Here is a 22,578-nt window from a genome sequence, read left to right as displayed (position 1 = left end):
GGATCATGTTAAGCGAAGAAGTAAAAACAGCCTACGATAATTTTTATACCAACAGCGATGTGGCTTGGAGAATGCTTGGTGCAAAATATAAAGCCCAGAACATTGTTGATGTATGCAAAGGACTAAAACCTAAAAAAGTACTTGAGGTTGGTGCCGGAGATGGCAGTATCTTACATTTTTTAAATGAATGGCATTTCGCACCAGAACTTTATGCTTTAGAAATTGCACAAAGTGGTGTAGATATTATAAGGGATCGTAGCCTCGCCAGTTTAAAAGAAGCACAAACTTTCGATGGATATAAAATCCCTTATGAAGATGATACTTTCGATTTGATTATTCTTGCTCACGTTTTAGAACATGTGGAACATGAGCGGATCCTGATCCGTGAATTGAAAAGAGTTGCAAAATATATTGTAGTAGAGGTACCTAAAGACTATCGCTTTGGTGTAGACGAAAGAATGAAACACTTTTTGGATTATGGTCACATCAACATGTATACGCCAACATCTTTAAGGTTTTTGCTGCAAAGCGAAGGGTTGGAAATTTTAGAAGATAAGGTTTCGATGACTGCTCCTGAAACAGTAAAATTTAATGAGTTTATCAATAGAAAAGCACCTAAAACATTTTCTAAAAACTTAAAAATTGAATTGGAATACCGGATTAAGAAAACCCTGGGTAACTTATTCGGCAGGAAAAAACAGGAACAGTTTGCCAATGCCTATACCGTGTTAACCAAAAAGTCTGACCATAACCTGCAGATATTTTAATGATTATGTGAATACAGAGCGCAAGATATATCCAAACTTGTATGAAACTTAAACTTCTTATGTGGTGAAACCGTAACTGGATATACTATATCTTATAATACTTGGAATTTTATTCTGGCCATTTAACCATATAAGGAATAGAAGAAAATATAAGCGTATTGCTCTTACTCCCAAAATTAATTTAATATATTGCAATAGAAATTAAATTCTGTTAAAAATACATCCCCAGTTAATTATTAATAAAAAATAAAGGATGTTGTTAACTAGAAATTACTTAAAGGACTTAGTTTACAAGGTAAACGGAGCAGCCATCGAGGTACACAGGACATTAGGCCCAGGGCTTTTAGAATGCACTTATCATAAATGCATGATTCACGAGCTGGAAATCAGAAATATTAATTTCAAATCTGAGTTAACTATCCCAATAGATTATAAAGGATTAATAATTGATTCAGAACCAAGGTGTGATTTATTAATTGAAGACTCTCTAGTTGTTGAATTTAAAGCTGTTGAAAACGTTGTACCAATCCATGTAGCCCAACTGTTGACTTATATGAAACTACTAAAATTGCCTCTTGGACTAATGATAAATTTTAATTGTTTGCATATCTTTTCAGAAGGCCAAAAAACATATGTAAACGAGATATATGAATCAATTTATTGATATACTTTTGTCATAGCTTATACGAAACTTAAATTTCTTATATAGTAAAAATGCCTAGCCCGCTTATTGATAAGCTTAATTGATAAATATAAATGCAAAGCCTTGCCCCAATAGCACTTTTCGTATACAATCGTCCGCAGCATACCGAGCGTACGTTACAATTTCTGCAACAAAATGAACTTGCTGCACAAAGCCATTTGTATATTTTTTCTGATGGTGCCAAAACCGACCTGGATAAAGAAAAAGTTACTGCAGTAAGAAAAATCATCAAAAAAGCAGATGGTTTTAAGTCGGTTAAAGTAATTGAAAGTAAGGTTAATGCAGGCTTAGCCAATGCGGTAATTGCAGGGGTAACCCAATTAATAGCAGAATACGATCAGGTAATTGTGTTTGAAGATGACCTCATTACCTCTCCGCATACCTTATCGTATTTCAATAACGCTTTGAACCATTACCGCGAAGAAGAAAAAGTAATGCATATTGGAGCCTATATGTATCCTTTAAAATCAGATAACCTTTCACCATCTTTTTTCTACAGGGCAGCAACAAGCTGGGGCTGGGCAACATGGGGAAGAGCATGGAAAAACTTTGAACCGGATATAAACATTCTTATCAAACAGTTTGATAAAAAGAAAAGGACTGCATTTTCCATCGACAATAAAATGAATTTCTGGAAACAAATGCAGGAATTTAAAAGAGGTAAAAACAATAGCTGGGCCATAAGATGGTATGCTTCTATCTTTTTAAAAGGAGGTATCACACTTAATCCATCACAATCACTCGTTAACAATATTGGTCACGATGGCACGGGCGTACACTCTGGAATAAACGACATCTATAACGTAATTATCAACCCCAAACCAATTGTAGAATTCCCTACTGTTATCGCCGAAGACCCCATCGCATACAAAGCCATCAAGAGCTTTTTGATTAAGCGAAAAGGCAACATGGTAACGCGGATCAGGCGTTTTGTAAAAGAAAAGCTGGCACAATATTTTTCCAAACAATAATAATTGGCAGTCTGTCCGCTAATCAAAAATAGCTGATATAGCTCAACGTTGTGGTCAATTAAAAAAATGACAAACCTTTTTTAATTGCTCATGTTGCTTTTATACATCGAAACTATAAAAATAAAAAACATGAAAACGACAACAGAAACAGCAGAAGTATTAAACGATTTGATTCAAATTAATAATGATCGTATTGAAGGTTACGAAAAAGCCCGCCAGGAATTAAAAGATGAAGATGCCGACTTAAAAACCTTATTTTTAAATATGATAGGTGAAAGTCAAAAATATAAAATGGCATTGGCAACAGAAGTATCAGCTTTAGGTGAAGATATTGAAACAGGAACAACCAATTCGGGCAAAATCTACAGGGCCTGGATGGATGTTAAAGCACTTTTTACTGGTCATGACCGTAAAACTGTTTTAAACAATTGTGAGTTTGGAGAGGACGCGGCACAGAATGCATACAAAATGGCTTTAGAGGAAGAAAATATCCCTTCAAATATCAGAGAACTGATTTCTGATCAAAAAGCATCATTAAGAACATCTCACGATGAAATTAAAAGATTACGTGATGCTCAGGCATAAATAAATTAAAACATAATAATGAAAACCTCCTTCGATTTGCTCGAAGGAGGTTTTTCTTTATAATTGCTTCGTCATCTCAACTGGAGCAACGCGTAATGGAGAGATCTATCCAGAAGGATTTCTCCACTTCATTGCATTCCGCCCGAATTACCTCGATGGCAGAATAAATTAGTTACTTACGATTCTAATTCCCGATCTAAATGTTCAGTAACGCGCTGAATCGTATTATCAATAGTATTACTTAAAATAGTGAGGTAAGAGCCCTTCTTAGCATTTTCAATAGCGATCTGTAAACAAGCTGTACTCTTATTGTTTACGATAATCTCTTTATTTGGATCTACTTCTTTAATTCCTTTCACTAATAAATCAACCAGTTCTTGCTGCTGTCTTCCACGAAGATATTTCTCCTGACAAACATAAATTTTATCAAACATCTGTGCTGAAATCCGGGCCGTTTCGATAATGTCTTCATCCCTTCTGTCACCAGTTGCCGAAATAATACCTACATGTTCAGTCGCTTCTACCCCTTGCAAGAAACCTTTTACACCATTAAATCCGTCAGGATTATGCGCAAAATCGACCAGTACTTTAAAATCTTTGAACCTGAAAATATTCATCCTGCCTGGCGTATGTGCTGCTGAAGGGATAAAGGTTTCTAATGATAAACGGATATCTTCAGGTTTATAGCCCCATAAATAGGCTGCCAATGTTGCTGCAAGTACATTCTGGATCATAAAGTTTACAGAACCACCAAACGTTAAAGGAATATGGGTGGCTTTATCTACCCTTAATTTCCAGTCGCCGGTTTTGATGGTGATGTACCCATTTTCATAAATGGCAGCAATACCGCCTTTTCTACAATGTTCTTTAACTACAGGATTATTTTCATCCATGCTGAAATAAGCAACATTACAACGGGCCTCTTTAGCAATGCGAACGCAATAACCGTTATCCGCATTCAATACTGCCCAACCTTTACGGCGCACCGCCCCAATTACAACGGCTTTAACCCGGGTTAAATCGTCAAGATTGTGGATATCAGAAAGGCCAAGGTGATCTTCCTGGATGTTGGTAACCACGCCAATATCGCAGGCATTAAAGCCCAATCCGGCCCTTAAAATTCCGCCACGGGCAGTTTCCAATACCGCAAACTCTACTGTGGGGTCTTTCAAAATAAATTCTGCACTTACCGGGCCAGTGGTATCACCTTTCATCAACATGGTATTGTGCACATAAACACCATCACTGGTGGTAAAACCGACACGTTTACCGTTGCTGCGGATAATGTGCGCAATCAAGCGGGTAGTAGTAGTTTTTCCGTTGGTTCCGGTTACGGCAATAATTGGGATCTGTGATAATTTACCCTGTGGATAAAGCATATCAATAACCGGTGCCGCAACGTTACGCGGTAAACCTTCACTTGGTGCCAGGTGCATCCTGAAACCAGGTGCAGCATTAACTTCTAACACCACACCACCATTTTCGGTTAAGGGTTGGGTGAGGTTCTGTGCCATGATGTCAATACCGCAAATATCCAATCCGATCACCCTCGAAATCCTTTCACAGATAAAAATATTCTGTGGATGAACAATGTCTGTTACATCAATTGATGTTCCTCCTGTACTTAAATTGGCGGTCGATTTTAAATAAACCACCTCTCCTTTTTCTGGAATGGTTTCTAAGGTATATTCTTTTTTAGCTAATAAATCCAGGGTATCACGGTCGACAGCTATTTCTGTTAACACATTTTCATGGCCATAACCACGACGTGGATCTTCATTCTCCTTATCAATTAATTCCTGGATGGTATGGATTCCGTTCCCTTTTACATGAGCCGGATCACGTTGTGCCGCAGCAACTACCTTATGGTCGATTACCAGAACCCGGAAGTCAAATCCGGTAATGAATTTTTCTATAATTACCCTTCTCGAATACGTTTTGGCATATTCAAAGGCAGCCACAGCATCTTCCATTGTTTTCACGTTAATGGTTGCACCTTTTCCGTGGTTGCCATCAAGTGGTTTAAAAACTAAAGGAAATCCAACCTTTTTAACAGACGCCTCGAGATCGTCAGGATTTGAAATGGTTACCCCTGAGGCCACCGGAATGGCAGCTTCGGTGAGCAAACGTTTCGTTTCTTCCTTGTTGCTGGCAAGATCTACAGCAATGCTACTGGTTTTTTCGGTCATAGTGGCCCTAAAACGCACCTGATTTTTACCATAACCCAATTGCACCAATGAACTTTTGTTCAATCTTATCCATGGAATACTTCTTTTTACCGCTTCTTCTACAATCGAACCTGTACTTGGGCCTAAGGCTTCCAGTTCACGTATTTCCTTCATCCTGCGGATATCGTGTTCTAAATCGTACTCTTCATTATTGATCAAAGCCTCGGCAATCCTCACCGCAGCTTCGGCCGAGTAAACACCTACCTTCTCCTCCAAATAACTGAAAACAACATTATAAATGCCTTCAGTTTTGGTCATGCGCGTTCTGCCAAAACCAGTTTCCATACCGGCGAGTGTCTGAATTTCCAGCGCAATGTGTTCAATCACGTGCCCCATCCAGGTTCCTTCTTTCACTCGTGTAAAAAAGCCACCTTCAACACCTTTTGAGCAACGGTGAGTAAACATGCTTGGCAACAGTTTCTCAATCCTTTCGCTAAATCCTTCTATTACGTTTGTTGGTTTTTGCTCTAAATCTTCTAAATCCAAGCGCATCTGGATCAGTTTCTTCCGGCTAATAGACCATATATTTGGTCCTCTTAATACTTGTATATTTAATATCTTCATGTAATGTTTTGTTCGTTTTTTATGTTAAAGAAGGATTTAGGAATCGATCTTTATATTCAATTTTAAGAATGAAATTGATGACTGTAAATTATACATTTATTTTGAAAATAGACGCTCCAATTAGCTAAATCAATTTTAACGTGTATTTGTTTTATTTTCAAGCACAATCCTGTTAATTTTAGGTTATAAAATTTTAACTTTTGTTAATAAACTGAATATTCTTTACAAAAAAAGTCGTGTTTTTTATCTTAAGCCTATATATTTGGGTTTTTTGATACAATTATAATACACAAAGAATGGTTCCGAAAGGTAAACTCATCATCATTGGTGGCGCAATAAACACAGGTAGCTTCGCAGAAACGCAATTTGGACTACCTGAAAATATGAATTTTTTTGAGCGTGGAATTTTAAAAACGGATTACTACAGAATCATTAAGAGATACGCAATCTCGTTTTGAAATCATCACCACAGCGTCATTGATGCCTGAAAAAGTGGGTGAAGAATATATCAAGGCTTATGCACAATTAGACGTACATAATGTTGGTGTTCTTAATATTTCCAACCGCGAAGAAGCCAATTCTGATGAAAATTGTGAGCGTATCAAAGCTGCAGAGGTAATTATCTTTACCGGTGGAGATCAGCTCCGTCTTTCTTCAATCTTCGGCGGAACAAAAATACATCAGATTCTATTAGATAAGTATAGAAACGAACCGGTGGTTATTGCAGGTACTTCGGCCGGGGCCGCTGCAAGTTCTAAAAACATGATTTATCAGGGTAGTAGCAAAGATGCTTTACTTAAAGGTGAGGTTAAAATTACAGGTGGATTAGGCTTTATTGATGATGTTATTGTAGATACGCACTTTGTTCAGCGCGGAAGAATTGGTCGCTTATTATATGCAGCGGCCAGTAATCCCGGTATTTTAGGGATCGGTCTTGGTGAAGACACCGGCCTTTTTATTTCAGATGGTCATACAATGGAGGCCATTGGCTCTGGCATGGTAATTTTAGTAGATGGCCGCACAATGGCCGATACCAATTTAACCGATGTAGAAATGGGTCAACCTGTCTCCATTAAAAATATGGTAGTACACGTGATGTGCGATGGCGACGTTTATGACTTAACAGACCATAGCTTAGTGATCCACCATCCAAAGGTTATTCCTATAGCGTAATTCAGTTAGCATTTAACAGTGGGCGATTTTCAGCCAGGATTTACCCAATCTTGATACTTGCTACTTCCGTTTTGATACCTGATACTAACATCTCAATACTACAAAAATGAAACTAATCATACATGGCGGCTTCTTCAGCGAATCGTCCACCAACCAGGAAACGAAAAAGGCGAAACAAGATGCTTTGACTTCGATTGTTACGCTCGGTCACGAATATCTAAAAACGCATACTGCTTTAGAAACCGTTGTTTATACTGTTGCGCTGTTAGAAGATAACGAGCTGTTTAATGCAGGTATCGGTTCGCAGATCCAAAGCGATGGAAAGGTGAGATTGAGTGCAGCGTTAATGGATGGTAAAACTGAAAAATTTAGTGGCGTAATTAATGTGGAAGATGTCAAAAATCCGATACAGATTGCGCGAAACCTATTAACATACGATGACCGGGTGCTTAGTGGTGATGGTGCCCGGCAATTTGCAAGAACAAACGGATTTGAATATTTCAATCCGGTTACCCCACAGCGCCTGTCAGAATACGAAGCCAAATTAAACCAAAATAATAAAAAAGGAACGGTAGGCTGTGTAGCACTCGATAATGATGGAAATTTAGCAGCGGCAACCTCTACAGGTGGAAAAGGATTCGAAATCCCTTGCCGGGTAAGCGATTCTGCAACCGTGGCAGGCAACTATGCCAATCAATATGCGGGTATTTCTTGTACCGGAGTAGGTGAAGATATAGTAAGCGGTGCCCTGGCCGCAAAAATTGTAACCCGCGTTACAGATGGTTTTTCTTTAAAGGAAGCATCAGATAAATCTTTTGCTGAACTTAAAATTTTTGATGGCTTTGCAGGCATTGTAGGTATTTCTGCAGCAGGGGAAGTGTACCATTGCGACTCTCATCCATACATGGTATGGGCATCTTTTGATGTTAATTTACAGGTATTTAGCTGAAATTAGATTTAAAGTATTATTTTTGTTGCATGACCAAAATTGTATTGGCTTTAATTGGCCTTTTTGCATCATTACAACTACAAGCTCAAAATATAGATAAATCTGAGATCCAGGAACCTAATGGTAGTGCGATAAACATAGCAGTATCTAAATTTGACCTGGAAGATGGGAATTCTTTTTTTGAGGAAGCAGAAGATTTTGAGCGAAAAGGCGATTACAATGAAGCCCTCACCTTATTTGGCAAAGCTGCTTTCGAATACAATGCCGTAAAAAACTTTAACAGGTATGGGCAGGCCATTATCAAAATGAGCAGTATGCATTACCAACTCGGGCGTTTTACTGATGCGGAGCAGATTCTCTTAAACGTTGCCTTAAAAAATTATTCTAAAACTGGAAACAGAGCAGGGGTAATGAATACCTATAACCTGCTAGGCAAAGTTTATCTGGCCAATACCAAGTACACCCAATCAATGTGGTTCTATACCCAGCAGGGTATTCTTGCAAAACAATTAAAAAGCAACAACGCTTATATCGAATCTATTTTAGGCATTGCCCAGGTTAAAATTAAAAAGAAAGATTTTACACTTGCGCTGAGAGATCTGAAATCAGCAGAATGGCTGGCCAACTCCATTAAAACCACCCAGTATAAAACGCAGATTAAAGATGCCAGGGAAATAATTGCCAGCAAAACCACCAGTAAAAAGGTAAACCCCAGCTAATTAAATACATATTTTCCATAAATTTCCCTCAATTACCTAAATATAGCCTTCCGGGGCCTGTAACTGACTAAATTTTGGCTATTGGCTAAAACAAAAAATAACCCTCAACGTTCTACATAAGAAATTGTTAAATAAAAAGCTTTTAGTTAGATTTGATAAAGTTTTAACAAGAGACAGTAATAATGCTGTCTCTTTTTTGTTTTTTTGCTAAAATGGTATCATATTGGCTATATAGAATTGGAAATGGATTTTAAATCATTTAAAGAGATGTTAAAGAGAATATTTTTTGTAATTTTTACTGCGGCAGTACTTGCTTGTCATGCTGCACCTAAAACTCAGCCAATGGTTGAGGGGGTTACCAATGTGAAACCTGATGAGCAGCAACAACTTGTTATAAAAGAGGTTGTAAATTTGATCGAGAGTTACAATTATAAAAAAATTCAGATCAACGATTCTATTTCTTCGATCATTTTAGATAAGTATATCAAGTCTCTGGATCAGGGCAAAAATTACTTCCTGGCATCGGATATCAAGGAATTTGAGAAATACAGATATACCCTGGATGATGATTTTAAAAATGGCGATCTGAGCGGACCATTTTTCATTTATAACGTTTACGCCAAAAGACTAAACGAATATTTCACTTATTCTCTGGCTCAGATTAAAACAAAATTCGATTTTAATCAAAATGACAGTTATGTATATGACAGAGAAAAGCAGCCCTGGGCAACTTCTTCAACAGCATTAAATGATACCTGGAAAAAACGTGTTAAATACGAATTAATCAACTTAAATTTAGCTGGCACAGCTGAAGCAAAGAATGTAGAAACATTAACAAAACGTTATCAAAACCTACAATCGCAAACTTCAAAAACCAATAATCAAGATGTTTTCCAGATTTTGATGGATGCTTTTACAGAATCGATTGATCCGCATACCAATTATTTTAATCCAACTAATGCCGCAGCATTTAACGAAGATATGTCTCGTTCTTTTGAAGGCATCGGTGCCCGCTTACAATTAGAAAATGAGGTGGTTAAAATTTCAGAAATTATTGCTGGTGGGCCTGCTTTTAAAGGCAAGCAGTTGAGTGCAGGCGATCGTATCATTGCCGTAGCCCAGGGTGATGGAGAATTTGTTGATGTAATAGGTTGGAGATTAGATAACACCGTATCAAAAATTAAAGGCCCAAAAGGAACTAAGGTGCGGTTAAAAGTAATCCCATCTGGAAAAGAAATGTCATCTAAACCAGTAATTATCGAATTAGTTCGTGATAAAATTGTTTTAGAAGAAACATCTGCCAAGAAAAAGTTAAAACCATTAATAGTAATGGTAAAGAATATAAAATCGGGATTATTACTTTACCAGCGTTCTATGCAGATTTTAAAGCGGCTAACGCAGGTGATAAAAATTACAAAAGTACCACACGCGACGTTAGAAAATTAATCGACTCGCTAAAAACTTACGATAAGGTAAATGCAATTGTAATGGATTTACGTGGAAACGGTGGTGGTTCATTGGTTGAGGCCATTTCATTAACTGGTTTATTTATCGATAGAGGTCCTGTAGTTCAGGTGAAAGATTTACGCGGTAAAATTGAAGTGGACGAGGATGAAAATAGCGGCGTAACCTGGGATGGGCCTTTTGGTGTAATTGTAGACCGTTTAAGTGCATCAGCATCTGAAATTTTCGCCGGTGCAATACAAGATTATGGCCGCGGGATTATTATGGGTAGCCAAACTTATGGTAAAGGTACCGTTCAATCTTCTATCGATTTAAATAAACTGGTAAACCCAAGTATGCTGCAAAGGGTAGCAGGGTTAATTTCTAAAGATAAAACCGTTGGCACATCTCCAAGCGGAGCAAGTCCTGCTGACATCAACTTAGGTCAGATTAACCTAACCATGGCTAAATTTTACCGTGTAGCAGGGAGCAGCACTCAGCATAAAGGTGTAACACCTGATATTGTTTTCCTTCTGTTTATCCGATGGATAAAATTGGAGAAGATACTGAATCATCTGCCTTACCATGGGATGTTATTCCAAGTTCTAACTTTAAAGCAGTTGCAAATCTTACCCCTATTAAAGCACAATTGATTAAAAACAGTGAGCAGCGTATTGCAAACTCCTTGGATTTTAAATACCTGAAACAAGATATTGCAGACCTTAAAAAACGTGACAACGAAGTTTCTGTAACTTTAAATGAGGCAAAACTTAAAGCTGAACGCGATGCTCAGGAAGCTAAAACACTTGCCAGACAAAATGAATTAAGGGCACTAAGAGGATTGCCAGCCATTAAAAAAGGTGATAAAATTACCAAGCAGGATGCTTTCGATTTCATTGAAGATGAATCGTTAAAAGTAATGGGCGATTTTATGCAACAATCTGGTAACTATGTGATGAATTTAGGCGTGATGCCAAAGAACAACTAAGGAATCTATTCCAACGAAAAAGGCCGTTTTAGTTTATACTAAAGCGGCCTTTTTTTATAATTAGATTTTAGAGTTGTCATCCTTAATAACAAATTCGCTGTAAAGTTGAAAACGCCAAAGGCGTGTTAAATCTCAATTGAAATTTCGTGCTGTCGGATATTTCTATCCGACACTGAACAATTTTAATCTATTTAACTATCAGATGGTAACATCTGACTGCCCTGCAAAAGCACTACCCTTTCTTCGCTGTTGGCTCAGTTTGTTTGTTTAACTGCATGGCCATCATTTCTTTCATGGTTTTATTCATGCCATCGGCACTACCATCAAGAAAAATAACGTTACCATCTCCATTTTCGGCAAAGTGTTTAATCGATTCTGTCCACATGGTAAATAAGATTACCGAAATATCCAGATTGGCCTGTTCCATTTCCTGTGCGGCTTTGCTCATACCATGAGCAACCTCTGCACGGAACAACGCAATACCCTGTCCCCGTAATTGGGCGGCTTCACGCTCGGCTGTAGCAGCAATTTTAATCGCATTACCATCGGCTTCTGCAGCTTTGGTTTTAGTAATCAATAATGCCTGTCCCTCATTCTCAGCAGCTGCCTTTAAGTTGTTCGAAGCTACTACACGACTCATTGAACGCATAATTTCTTCATCGAAAGTAATATCATTTAACTGAAGATCCTGAAGGTGGTAACCCCAGCCGTCTAAAACCTGATCAATCTGTTCCTTAACATGAAGCACAATTTCGTTTCGCTGAGCCAATACATTTGCCTGCTTTTGCGTAGCCACATAAGCCCTGATCGAACCTTCAATAGTTCTAATTAATGCCTGCATTAAGTTAGTAGCATCAACAAATTTAAATGCTACATTTTTGATCGTTTCCTCATCCTGGTTAATTACAGAATATAAAAGCATGGCCTTGAAGTAAACATTGGCCTGATCTTGAGTTACTGCTTGAAAAGAAAGCTCTACAGAGCGGTTTTGGATCGATATCCGCGAATAAATCTGCTCTATTAAAGGGATTTTAAAATTTAAACCTGGTCTTAAGAGCCTTTGGTACTTACCAAAAACGGTAACTACCGCAATGGTGCCCTGTTTAACGGTAACGAACGAGCTTAGCAGTATAATAACTCCTATTACTACTAAAATGTAAACGGTGTATTGCATAATTAGATTTTTTTGAAGTTATAAAAAAATTCATATAAACTACATCAGGCATTTTGTAGCTTTAAGTTTTCTAACTAACTTATACGTAATGAAAATTAAACTATTTCTTCCGGCGGCAGGTGTTTTGCTCTTTGCGGCATGCCAGAATAAGAGCCATCAGGAAACGGATACCGTAAATACACGTACCGAATTTTTCGATAAGGCAGGCATGGATACCACCATAAAACCTGGTGATAACTTTTTCCTTTATGCCAATGGTAAATGGATGAAAAATACGGAAATTCCTAAAACCGAAACAGGCTGGGGTTCTTTTTATACCTTATATAATGACAACCTAAAAAATCTGAACAGCATTCTTGAAAACGCTTCAAAAGCTAATGCGGCTAAGGGAAGTACTGAACAGAAAGTGGGCGATTTTTATACCAGTGGAATGGATACCCTTACCATCGAAAAGCTGGGTATAGAACCTGTAAAACCACTCTTAAGTAAAATAGACGAGATTAAAAACGACAAGGACTTAATTAATTTTGTTGCCGATGGCTATAAAGAAGGTGAAGGCGACTTATTTGGCTTTGGCGTAGAACCGGATGATAAATTAAGCAGCAAAAATGCTTTATCATTTTCTCAGGCCGGCATTACCTTGCCAGATCGTAGTTATTATTTAGAGCAGGATGATAAGGCAAAAAAATCAGAACCGAGTATATCAAATACATCACAAAGATTTTTAACCTTTCAGGCGATTCTGCGAACGCAGCCAAATATGCTGCTGATATTTTAAAACTGGAAACAGCAATTGCACAGTCTCATTCAACACCTGTTCAACTTCGCGATCCGCAAAAAAATTATAACAAAATGACGGTGGCTGATTTTCAAAAACAGACCCCAAACATTGAGTGGAAATCTGTTTTGACCAAACTAGGTGCAAACACAGATACCGTTATTGTTAGGCAGCCAAAATATTATCAAACCTTATCAGCACTGGTAAAAAGTCAGCCTATCGAAATCTGGAAAGAAAAGTTAAAGTTTGATGCATTGAACAGCTCGGCTAATGCTTTCACCAAAAAATTCAGAGATGCTAAATTCGACTTTTTCTCCAAAACACTTTATGGTCAACAGGCACCAACAGAAAGATGGAAAGCTATAGTAAATGCTACCGATGGTCGTTTAGGAGAACTTTTAGGTCAATTATATGCTGAAAAGTATTTCAAACCAGAAGCGAAAGAGCGCATGTTAACCCTGGTAAATAATTTACAGAAGGTATATGCTGAAAGAATCCAGAAAGTAGATTGGATGACGCCTGATACCAAAAAGAAAGCTCTAGAAAAACTTAACGCATTTATCAAAAAAATCGGTTATCCCGATAAATGGAAAAAATATGATGATGTAGAGGTATCTAAAAATACCTACTACGCCAATCTTAAGTCTGCTAACAAACATGCCTACAAAGAAATGATGGATAAATTGGGCAAAAATGTCGATAAATCAGAGTGGGGAATGACTCCGCCGACCGTAAATGCCTATTACAATCCATCTTTCAACGAAATTGTTTTCCCAGCCGGAATCTTACAGTTCCCTTTCTTTGATTTTAGCGCAGATGATGCCATTAACTATGGTGCAATAGGTGCAGTAATTGGTCATGAAATGACACACGGTTTTGACGATCAGGGCCGCCAGTATGATGCGGTAGGCAATTTGAAAGAATGGTGGACAAAAGCCGATGCTGATAAATTTAAAGCCAAGGCTGGTAAAGTAGAAACATTTTACAACAACTTTTCACTGTTAGACAAACAACATGTAAACGGTTCATTAACCTTGGGTGAAAACCTGGCCGATATAGGAGGATTAAACATTGCATACGATGCGTTTAAATTGACCGAACAAGGAAAAGGGGATAAAAAGATTGATGGTTTTACACCCGATCAACGTTTCTTCTTAAGCTTTGCCCAGGTGTGGAGAATCAAAACCCGTGACGAAAGCATGCGTGTACGATTAAAAACAGATCCACACAGCCCGGAAATGTTCCGTGTGAATGGCCCTGTGTATAATATGGAAGCATTTTATAAGGCGTTCAACATTCCTGCAACTGCGAAAATGTATGTAGCACCTGCAAACAGGCTAGGTGTTTGGTAGATTAAGCGCTTAATTTTTTTGTGAAAAGTCCATTTCGATAGCCGAAATGGACTTTTTTTGCTTTAAAACAAATAGAGGAAAAATTTGTCTTTATCTTATTAAATAATCACCACATGAACGTAAAACGCACTTTTGGCACCATATTAACTGTACTTGGTATAATTGGATTGATATATGCCGGGTATGGCTTTGTAAACCACAATCAAAATACAAGAGGATTGATGGTATATGGAATCATCGGACTGATATTCTTTGTATCGGGTATTGGCTTGGTAAAGAATACGAAGGATGAGAGTTAATTAACTCTTCCTTTTAAACTTCCCCGATAAAATAAAAAGTAAACCTGCTGCGCCAATGGCTAAGCCAAGATAAATTCCATCTTTAAAGTTTGTGGCGTTTGTACTTCTAAAAGAACAATTATTTTTGTTTCTTTTTGTGTTTAATGATCTGGTATTGGCTAAAAGCCACCAGGCAGCCGGCTAAAATGATAATCCCGGCAGACAATAGGTTCTTTGGGTTTTGCTGAATATAGTAAGCTGCTGCCAAAACTAAAATAGCTGCTGCAATACCGATAATATAGTGAAGTATTAATCCCGTTTTCATAGGGCAAATATTCTGAATTAAATTGAGATTGATGTCGCAGAAGATTAATCTTTTAAACTGATTCTGTTATCAGCGAATTTAAGCTGGTGACCATTGAAGTCAATATCCGTCAACTCTTTAATCCGTTTAAAGGCACCACGGTTATCATCCAGGGTTAAACGATTAATCTTATCCTGTTTAACTGATACAATATCGGCATAGAGAAAATCGCCCTTTGCATTTATTTTTAGCTGAAGTAAGGGGGCAATACCGTTATTACCTTTTAAGCTGAACATGCCGTATGTGCAAAAGTTACCCAAACTGTAAGCAATGAATTTATTTTTATAAACTTCAACTGCTCTGGTTACATGCGGACCATGTCCCAGTACCACATCAGCACCAGCATCAATAACCGCATGTGCAAAGGCATAAACATTGCCCCTGTTCTCTTTATAAAAAATCTCGTTCTTACGTGGAACATGTTCAAATCTTGCCCCCTCACCACCGCCGTGAAAAGAAACAATCACAATATCAGCCATTAATCTTAAACGGGCCACTAAAGCTTTCGCACTATCAATCTTATTAATCGATACCGTATTCTCATTCGGGGCAAAAGCACAGAACGCATACTTTACACTGTCTTTCTCAAAAACTTCAAAAGGTTTATTTACCTGTCCGGCATAATGGATTTTCAGCGAATCTAAAATTCTTGCCGTATTTTTCCTTCCCTTTGCGTCAAAATCACCAACATGGTTATTGGCGATACTCAAAACATTAAATCCTGCCTCCTTGTATATCCCAGCGTAGCGCTCCGGCATTCTAAAAGCGTAACAATTGTTAGGATTAATGCCATTACATTTGTTCGAATTGCCTGAGTTCAGAAAGCAGCCCTCTAAGTTTCCAAATACGATATCACCTTTTAATAAGCTATCAACCACCTGGAAGCTGTTTATAGCGTCATCCGGTGGAAGATTGGTTTTGGACGGAAAAGCAGAGCCAAGCATAATATCACCAACAGCTGTTATCGATATCGTATCTTTTATTTTCCGGGAGACCGTATCTTGTTTTACTATAGGCGGGCTAACCTTTGCATTATTACTGGTGCAACTGATCAGGATAATAACAACAAAGGGTAAGATTAGAATGGTATTGATGAACTTCATTAGGTGCGTATTGTATTTATGATGGTCATCCTCGACTGAAGCACAGCGAAATGGAGAGATCTGCATTAGATTTCCCGACTACGTTTCACTCCGCTCGAAATGACGGCTTAGAGTTTTGTTAAAAAAAATCCTCCGAAATTTCTTTAGGAGGATTTATGTCTTATCATTAACTGTTAACTGAAAATCGTTAACAACTAACAGAACTATTCTACTGTAAATTCTTTCTTAAAAGATTCTAAAACGCGGCCACCCTTGTAAAAATAACGGCTGTAATAAGGTTCGTTAAGGTTGCTGATGACCACACCACGGGAACTTGATGCGTGTGCAAATCTGTTATCGCCGAGGTAAATACCAACATGTGAAATACTTCTGCTTTTAATTTTGAAGAAAACCAGGTCGCCTTCTTTTAAATCTTCTTTTGATAACGGATCTACCATGCTGAAAATATCGCGTGAATTTCTTCTGATGGTTGTGTTGAAAACTTTGTCGTAAATTGCTTTAGTAAAAGCCGAGCAATCAATGCCTCTTTTGCTGTTTCCACCATAACTATATGGTGTTCCGATCCATTCGTATATAAACTTGTACAGTTTTAAATTCGAGGTCGCATCTACCGCAACACCCATTACCTGCGAAAAATATTGTGATGCAAGGTTATCGGGATCATTTAATTCTTTACCAGATTCTTTTGTTTTTGTTTGCGCAAATGCGTTTGAGAGCGTGCAGATAGCGATTAGGGTAGAAAACAAAATTTTTTTAATCATGTTATACAGTTATGTTTGGGTATTCACTTACACATTAACGTACACCACATGGGCTTATTGTTGGTTGTCAAAAGTATTGATTATACAAATGTTATCCAAATGTAATGTTATAAAAAACTAAAGTTATTAACATTTTTATTTTTCATCCACCAATATTCATTAAAATTTCTGCAGATAAAACATGTTTTTACGAGTGTGGTTTCTTTTTAATTTTCCATTAATCATTAAAATGCTTTATTTTTAAATTATGGAAATAAGCGCTAATACAGAATTAAATTTTAGAATAAATTGATTCCATATTATGATAAAGGGCGTTGATTTAATTATAAGAAATCGCTGTTAAATCGATAATGATAATCCAGATTTATATTTAATTGTAAAACAACTGTTAAATCTGATTACAACCCTAATACTATGATGTTTTTACACTAAAAAGTGCCAAAAATTACAATAAAAAAATTAGATTTGCTGTCGCAAAAAACAAATATCCTAAAATGAGTGCAGTAGAAATAAATAAAGATACCTGGTTAAAGTGGTTTGAGTCGATGTTGCTGATGCGCAAATTCGAAGAAAAAACCGGCCAGTTATACGGACAACAAAAAATACGTGGCTTTTGTCATTTATACATTGGACAAGAAGCTGTAGTTGCAGGTGCTATATCTGCGATGCAAAAAGGCGATTCAATGATTACCACTTACCGTGATCACGCCCATGCCTTAGCTTTAGGAGTTAGTGCTGATAGTATTATGGCAGAAATGTACGGTAAGGCTACAGGTTGCTCTAAAGGTAAAGGTGGTTCAATGCACATGTTCAGTAAAGAGCATAACTTCTATGGTGGTCATGCAATCGTTGGCGGTCAGATTCCTTTAGGTGCTGGCGTTGCTTTTGCAGAAAAATACAAAGGAACAGATAATGTTAATATATGTTATATGGGCGATGGTGCTGTGCGCCAGGGTGCATTAAACGAAACCTTTAACATGGCCATGCTTTGGAAATTGCCTGTTATTTTTGTTTGCGAAAACAATGGTTATGCAATGGGTACTTCAGTACAACGTACTACTAACATGACCGATATTTATAAAATAGGTTTAGGTTTCGATATGCCATGCGCACCAGTTGACGGTATGGATCCGGTTGCTGTACACAATGCAATGGACGAAGCAATTCAACGTGCGCGTAAAGGTGAAGGACCTACTTTCCTGGAAATGAGAACTTACCGTTACCGTGGGCACTCGATGTCAGATCCGGCAAAATACCGTACCAAAGAAGAATTAGAAGATTATAAAGCAAAAGATCCGGTTGAGCATGCAAGAGAAACGATCCTTAAAGAAAAGTATGCAGATCAAGCCTGGATTGAAGAAGTAGAAGCTAAAGTAAAAGGAATTGTAGATCAGGCAGTAAAATTTGCTGAAGAATCTCCATGGCCTGATGCATCTGAATTGTACAAAGATGTATATATGCAAGAGAACTATCCTTACGTAATGGACTAATATTATAATAAGATTCAATTAATTAGATATAATGGCTGATGTAATTAAAATGCCCAAAATGAGCGACACCATGACCGAAGGGGTTTTGGCAAAGTGGCACAAAAAAGTGGGCGATAAAGTGAAAAGCGGCGATGTTTTGGCAGAAGTAGAAACTGACAAAGCAACAATGGATATGGAATCTTATTGGGATGGTGTCCTTTTATACGTTGGTGTAGAAGAAGGAACAGCTGTTCCCGTTGATGCCATCATGGCCGTTATTGGTAAAGAAGGCGAAGATTATAAAGCAGCATTAGAGGCAGAACAGTCTGGAAGTCAGGAGTCGGCAAGTCCGAAGACTGAGAGTAAAGATGAAGCTCCTAAAGCGGAAGATAAAAAGAAGAAGCTGCCCCTGCTCAAGGCGGTGGTTTAAGCGAAGAAGAATTAGCTGCTAAAGGTGTTACGGTTATCCGCATGCCTTTATTGAGCGATACCATGACAGAAGGCGTAATTGCCGAATGGCATAAAAAAGTTGGCGATAAAGTTAAGGATGACGATGTTCTTGCTGATGTAGAAACCGATAAGGCTACTATGGAAGTAATGGGTTATGCAACCGGAACTTTATTACACATTGGTGTAGAAAAAGGCCAGGCTGCTAAAGTGAACGGAATTATCGCAATTGTTGGTCCCGAAGGAACCGATGTAAGTGGAATTTTAGCGGGAGGCTCAGCTCCGGCTCCTAAAGCTGAAAGCACAGAAGCACCTAAAGAAGAAAAACAAGCTACAACTGCTGATGCAAGCGAATCTGCTCCAGTTGCTGAAAATTCTTCAGATAGCCGTGTTAAAGCATCTCCTTTAGCTAAGAAAATTGCTAAAGACAAAGGGATCGATTTAGCACAGGTTGCAGGTAGTGCAGAAGGTGGCCGTATCATTAAAAAAGATATCGAAAACTTTAAACCATCTGCTGCACCTGCAAAAGCAGAGCCTGCTTCAGCTCCGGCTGCAGAGAAAGCTGCTGCACCAGCACCTGTTATTCCTACTTTTGTGGGTGAAGTTAAATATACAGAAGCTCCGGTTTCGCAAATGCGTAAAGTAATTGCAAAACGTTTAGCAGAAAGTTTATTTACTGCTCCACACTTTTATTTAACCATCAGCATTGATATGGACAACGCAATGGCTGCACGCACAGCTATTAATGCAGTTGCTCCTGTTAAGGTTTCTTTCAACGATATCGTAATTAAAGCGGTTGCCGTTGCATTGAAAAAACACCCGGCTGTTAATTCATCATGGGGTGGTGATAAAATCAGATTTAATGAACATACCAACATTGGTGTAGCCATGGCTGTTGAAGATGGCTTATTGGTACCAGTAGTGCGTTTTGCTGATGGCAAATCTTTATCACACATTTCTGCAGAAGTAAAAGATTTTGGTGGTAAAGCAAAAGCTAAAAAATTACAACCGGCAGATTGGGAAGGTTCTACTTTCACCGTATCTAACTTAGGTATGTTTGGTATTGATGAGTTTACTTCAATTATCAACTCTCCTGATGGTGCAATTTTATCAGTAGGTGCCATACAACAAGTTCCTGTTGTTAAAAACGGCGCTGTTGTTCCCGGTAACGTAATGAAATTGACTTTAGGTTGCGATCACCGTGTGGTTGATGGTGCAACCGGAGCACAGTTCTTACAAACCTTAAAAGGTTTATTAGAAGAACCAATCAGGTTATTAGCGTAATCAGTTAGCAATTCACCGTTTTCAGTTTATACGGACTACATATCAAAGCCATCCTTTTCGGATGGCTTTTTTGCGTTTAAGGCTTTTCGTAAATGGCGACTTAATTTGTTATTTTTGACTAGAACCTTAACTCAAAATAAAATGAAAAAGATATTTCTTTTTGCTGCCTGCATTACTGCGATGCTTGCCTGTAAGCAAAAAAACAGTTCTGATAATGCCGCAGAAAACAAAGCCTTTGCGGCACTTTGCGAGCAATATTATCAGGATGGATTAAAAATAAACCCTTTAAGCGCTACCTACATCGGAGATGAACGCTATAACGATCTTTTGGCAAATGATGGATCGCAAGCCTATTTAAAAGAGTTTAAAAGCTACAATCAGCGTTATCTGGATAGCCTGGGTAAATATGACCGCGAAAGTCTTGACGCAAATGATAAATTATCTTATGACTACCTGAAAGATCAATTGGAAATTAATCTGGAAGGATTAAAATACCATTCTGAATACCTCCCATTTAACCAAATGTTTGCGCTACCCTTAACCATAGGGCAATTGGGCTCGGGCACAGGGGCACAACCTTTTAAAACGGTAAAAAATTACGAAGATTGGTTAAAACGTGTTGATGCGTTTTCGGTGTGGGCCGATACGGCCATCGGAAATTTTAAAAAAGGTGCTGCTGCAGGCATTGTATTGCCAAAAGCATTAGTGATAAAAATGATTCCTCAGATGCAAAGCATGGTGGTAGCCAAGCCGGAAGAAAGTTTGTTCTACGGGCCAGTCAAATTAATGCCAGCCAGCTTTTCTGCTGCCGACAAACAAAAATTAACAGAAGCATACCGCCATTCAATTACCAACGTAATTATTCCCACCTATAAAAAATTGGGCGACTATCTACAGAACGAATATCTGCCAAAAACACGAACTACCTCCGGCTATTCGGCTATGCCCGGCGGATTGGCTTGGTATACTTATCTGGTAAAACAACAAACCACCACCAATAAAACGCCGGAAGAAATTTATCAAACGGGCTTAAAAGAAGTCGCCAGGATTAAAGGCCAAATGGATAGCATCAAAAATTTAGTTGGCTTTAAGGGCGATTTGAAAGCTTTTTTCGAATACATGAAAACGGATAAAAAATTCATGCCATATAAAACACCGCAAGAAGTGCTGGCTGCTTTTGAAAATATCCATCAACGCATGAAACCCAATTTGAAAAAGATGTTTGAGGTAGAGCCTAAAACACCTTTCGAAATCCGTCAAACAGAAGCTTTCAGAGCAGCATCGGCCAGTGCAGAGTATAATCAAGGTTCGGCAGATGGATCACGTCCAGGAATCTTTTATGTGCCCATTTTAGATGCGAAAACATTTAACACCACTTCGGGTATGGAATCGCTGTTTCTTCATGAGGCAATTCCAGGCCACCATTACCAGATTTCTTTAACGCAAGAAAATAAATCACTTCCTAATTTTCGCCGTTTTGGCGGACATAATGCTTATGTAGAAGGTTGGGCTTTATATTGCGAATCGTTAGGGAAAGAACTGGGCCTATATCAGGATCCTTACCAACACATGGGTGCTTTGGGCGATGAGATGCACCGAGCCATCCGTTTAGTGGTTGATGTAGCCATCCACACCAAAAACATGAGCAGGGAGGAAGCTATAAAATACATGACAGACAATGAAGCGATTAGTACTGAAGGTGCGACCGCAGAAATTGAACGTTATATGGGCATACCTGCACAGGCTTTAGGTTATAAAACAGGTGCGATGAAAATACGTGAATTAAGAACTAAGTACGAAAAAGAGCTGGGGCCGAAATTTAAACTTGCTGCTTTTCATACTGCGGTTTTAAAAGACGGATCATTCCCATTATCAGTTTTTGAAACTAAAATGGATGCCTGGGCTGCAAGCCAGAAGTAGTTATATCTTTTTATTGATACTAGAAAGTGTTTCCCGCAGATTTCGCAAAAAACGCAGATAAACCATTCATCTCAGCGTTTTTCGTAGCGATCGGCAGGAAACACTTATCAAAGACCATTCACTTTTCTCCATATCGACTGAGATATGTCTGATGAGTTAAAATTAACAAGCAGTCCTAGTTTTAGTCCAGAAAGTTTGAGGTAAGTAAGTACTTGTTTATGGTGAACTTGAGCAAGTGTTTCTACTGATTTTACTTCGATAATGACAAGATCGTTTATTAATAAATCTATCCGATAGCCGGCATCAAGGGTTACACCTTCAAAAACAACCGGTAATTTCACCTGTTGCTTAACATCTAAGCCATTTCGGTTAAAACATAAGTCAGTACCGTTTCGTAAACAGATTCTAATAAACCGGGGCCTAATGCATTGTAAACTTTAAATATTGCACCTCTTATTTGATAGGAGATATCATTCTCATCCATAGTATAAAAATTTAATGGGTATTCTTAAATGAGGATGATTAACTAAAAATATTATAATCCCTGTAATTATCAAA

The 22,578-nt window shown here is 38.1% G+C and carries 19 protein-coding genes and 3 pseudogenes; 16 read left to right on the top strand and 6 right to left on the bottom strand.

What is annotated here, in order from left to right; translation table 11 throughout:
• The first annotated feature begins 5 nt into the window (after positions 1 to 5).
• From ACQ86H_RS01650 to ACQ86H_RS01635, 4 genes are all read left to right on the top strand, one after another.
• Positions 6 to 767, top strand: coding sequence for a class I SAM-dependent methyltransferase (locus ACQ86H_RS01650; RefSeq protein WP_431293644.1), 762 nt, complete (start codon positions 6 to 8; stop codon positions 765 to 767).
• 253 nt (positions 768 to 1,020) lie between these two features.
• A complete protein-coding gene (locus tag ACQ86H_RS01645) occupies positions 1,021 to 1,431 on the top strand; it encodes a GxxExxY protein (RefSeq protein ID WP_431293643.1) in 411 nt (136 codons plus the stop codon).
• Positions 1,432 to 1,523: 92 nt separating this feature from the next.
• Positions 1,524 to 2,441: a glycosyltransferase gene (locus ACQ86H_RS01640; RefSeq protein WP_431293642.1), complete on the top strand. Its 918-nt coding sequence runs from the start codon at positions 1,524 to 1,526 to the stop codon at positions 2,439 to 2,441.
• A 129-nt stretch (positions 2,442 to 2,570) separates the two neighbouring features.
• Positions 2,571 to 3,026: a PA2169 family four-helix-bundle protein gene (locus tag ACQ86H_RS01635; protein ID WP_138818960.1), complete on the top strand. Its 456-nt coding sequence runs from the start codon at positions 2,571 to 2,573 to the stop codon at positions 3,024 to 3,026.
• A gap of 176 nt (positions 3,027 to 3,202) precedes the next feature.
• On the opposite strand, the gene cphA is transcribed toward ACQ86H_RS01635, so the two are convergent.
• Positions 3,203 to 5,818, bottom strand: coding sequence for a cyanophycin synthetase (cphA, locus tag ACQ86H_RS01630; RefSeq protein WP_138818961.1), 2,616 nt, complete (start codon positions 5,816 to 5,818; stop codon positions 3,203 to 3,205).
• Positions 5,819 to 6,298: 480 nt separating this feature from the next.
• On the opposite strand from cphA, the gene ACQ86H_RS01625 reads away from it, so the two are divergent.
• The 6 genes from ACQ86H_RS01625 to ACQ86H_RS01600 all read left to right on the top strand — a co-directional run bounded on the left by ACQ86H_RS01625 (position 6,299) and on the right by ACQ86H_RS01600 (position 11,090).
• On the top strand, positions 6,299 to 6,991 hold the full coding sequence (locus ACQ86H_RS01625) for a cyanophycinase (RefSeq protein WP_431293641.1): 693 nt from the start codon (positions 6,299 to 6,301) through the stop codon (positions 6,989 to 6,991).
• Between the two features lie 106 nt (positions 6,992 to 7,097).
• Entirely contained in the window at positions 7,098 to 7,940 is an 843-nt protein-coding gene (locus ACQ86H_RS01620) for an isoaspartyl peptidase/L-asparaginase (protein ID WP_431293640.1), read from the top strand.
• Between the two features lie 29 nt (positions 7,941 to 7,969).
• Positions 7,970 to 8,659: a hypothetical protein gene (locus ACQ86H_RS01615; RefSeq protein ID WP_431293639.1), complete on the top strand. Its 690-nt coding sequence runs from the start codon at positions 7,970 to 7,972 to the stop codon at positions 8,657 to 8,659.
• 267 nt (positions 8,660 to 8,926) lie between these two features.
• Positions 8,927 to 10,105, top strand: coding sequence for a PDZ domain-containing protein (locus tag ACQ86H_RS01610; RefSeq protein ID WP_431293638.1), 1,179 nt, complete (start codon positions 8,927 to 8,929; stop codon positions 10,103 to 10,105).
• Positions 10,006 to 10,755: a S41 family peptidase gene (locus ACQ86H_RS01605; RefSeq protein WP_431295508.1), complete on the top strand. Its 750-nt coding sequence runs from the start codon at positions 10,006 to 10,008 to the stop codon at positions 10,753 to 10,755. Before ACQ86H_RS01610 ends, ACQ86H_RS01605 begins: the two co-directional genes overlap by 100 nt.
• Entirely contained in the window at positions 10,647 to 11,090 is a 444-nt protein-coding gene (locus ACQ86H_RS01600) for a carboxy terminal-processing peptidase (protein WP_431293637.1), read from the top strand. The genes ACQ86H_RS01605 and ACQ86H_RS01600 overlap by 109 nt, the downstream gene beginning before the upstream one ends.
• A 232-nt stretch (positions 11,091 to 11,322) precedes the next feature.
• On the opposite strand, the gene ACQ86H_RS01595 is transcribed toward ACQ86H_RS01600, so the two are convergent.
• Positions 11,323 to 12,264 (bottom strand): SPFH domain-containing protein, encoded by a 942-nt coding sequence (locus ACQ86H_RS01595; protein WP_431293636.1) that lies wholly within the window; start codon positions 12,262 to 12,264, stop codon positions 11,323 to 11,325.
• Between the two features lie 88 nt (positions 12,265 to 12,352).
• On the opposite strand from ACQ86H_RS01595, the pseudogene ACQ86H_RS01590 reads away from it, so the two are divergent.
• From ACQ86H_RS01590 to ACQ86H_RS01580, 3 genes and pseudogenes are all read left to right on the top strand, one after another.
• Positions 12,353 to 13,563: pseudogene (locus ACQ86H_RS01590) on the top strand (M13 family peptidase); the annotation flags it as partial.
• Entirely contained in the window at positions 13,555 to 14,394 is an 840-nt protein-coding gene (locus ACQ86H_RS01585) for a M13-type metalloendopeptidase (RefSeq protein ID WP_431295507.1), read from the top strand. The pseudogene ACQ86H_RS01590 and the gene ACQ86H_RS01585, both read left to right, overlap by 9 nt.
• A gap of 113 nt (positions 14,395 to 14,507) precedes the next feature.
• On the top strand, positions 14,508 to 14,693 hold the full coding sequence (locus ACQ86H_RS01580; RefSeq protein ID WP_138818968.1) for a hypothetical protein: 186 nt from the start codon (positions 14,508 to 14,510) through the stop codon (positions 14,691 to 14,693).
• 118 nt (positions 14,694 to 14,811) lie between these two features.
• Here ACQ86H_RS01580 and ACQ86H_RS01575 read toward each other — a convergent pair whose 3' ends face one another.
• From ACQ86H_RS01575 to ACQ86H_RS01565, 3 genes are all read right to left on the bottom strand, one after another.
• Positions 14,812 to 14,997: a hypothetical protein gene (locus ACQ86H_RS01575; RefSeq protein WP_025141506.1), complete on the bottom strand. Its 186-nt coding sequence runs from the start codon at positions 14,995 to 14,997 to the stop codon at positions 14,812 to 14,814.
• Positions 14,998 to 15,041: 44 nt separating this feature from the next.
• Positions 15,042 to 16,139: a CapA family protein gene (locus tag ACQ86H_RS01570; RefSeq protein WP_431293635.1), complete on the bottom strand. Its 1,098-nt coding sequence runs from the start codon at positions 16,137 to 16,139 to the stop codon at positions 15,042 to 15,044.
• Between the two features lie 203 nt (positions 16,140 to 16,342).
• On the bottom strand, positions 16,343 to 16,900 hold the full coding sequence (locus ACQ86H_RS01565) for a C40 family peptidase (RefSeq protein WP_121285873.1): 558 nt from the start codon (positions 16,898 to 16,900) through the stop codon (positions 16,343 to 16,345).
• Positions 16,901 to 17,394: 494 nt separating this feature from the next.
• Here ACQ86H_RS01565 and pdhA point away from each other — a divergent pair, with 494 nt between their 5' ends.
• From pdhA to ACQ86H_RS01550, 3 genes and pseudogenes are all read left to right on the top strand, one after another.
• Positions 17,395 to 18,390: a pyruvate dehydrogenase (acetyl-transferring) E1 component subunit alpha gene (pdhA, locus tag ACQ86H_RS01560; protein WP_431293634.1), complete on the top strand. Its 996-nt coding sequence runs from the start codon at positions 17,395 to 17,397 to the stop codon at positions 18,388 to 18,390.
• 31 nt (positions 18,391 to 18,421) lie between these two features.
• Positions 18,422 to 20,100, top strand: a pseudogene (locus ACQ86H_RS01555) (2-oxo acid dehydrogenase subunit E2).
• A 141-nt stretch (positions 20,101 to 20,241) separates the two neighbouring features.
• Positions 20,242 to 22,020 (top strand): DUF885 domain-containing protein, encoded by a 1,779-nt coding sequence (locus ACQ86H_RS01550; RefSeq protein WP_431293633.1) that lies wholly within the window; start codon positions 20,242 to 20,244, stop codon positions 22,018 to 22,020.
• 107 nt (positions 22,021 to 22,127) lie between these two features.
• On the opposite strand, the pseudogene ACQ86H_RS01545 reads toward ACQ86H_RS01550, so the two are convergent.
• Positions 22,128 to 22,504, bottom strand: a pseudogene (locus tag ACQ86H_RS01545) (GxxExxY protein).
• Between the last annotated feature and the right edge of the window lie 74 nt (positions 22,505 to 22,578).

Source organism: Pedobacter sp. P26, assembly GCF_050632135.1.
GTDB lineage: Bacteria > Bacteroidota > Bacteroidia > Sphingobacteriales > Sphingobacteriaceae > Pedobacter.
Note: the sequence above shows the minus strand (reverse complement) of the source record. Positions and strands in the feature narration are given on the sequence as shown.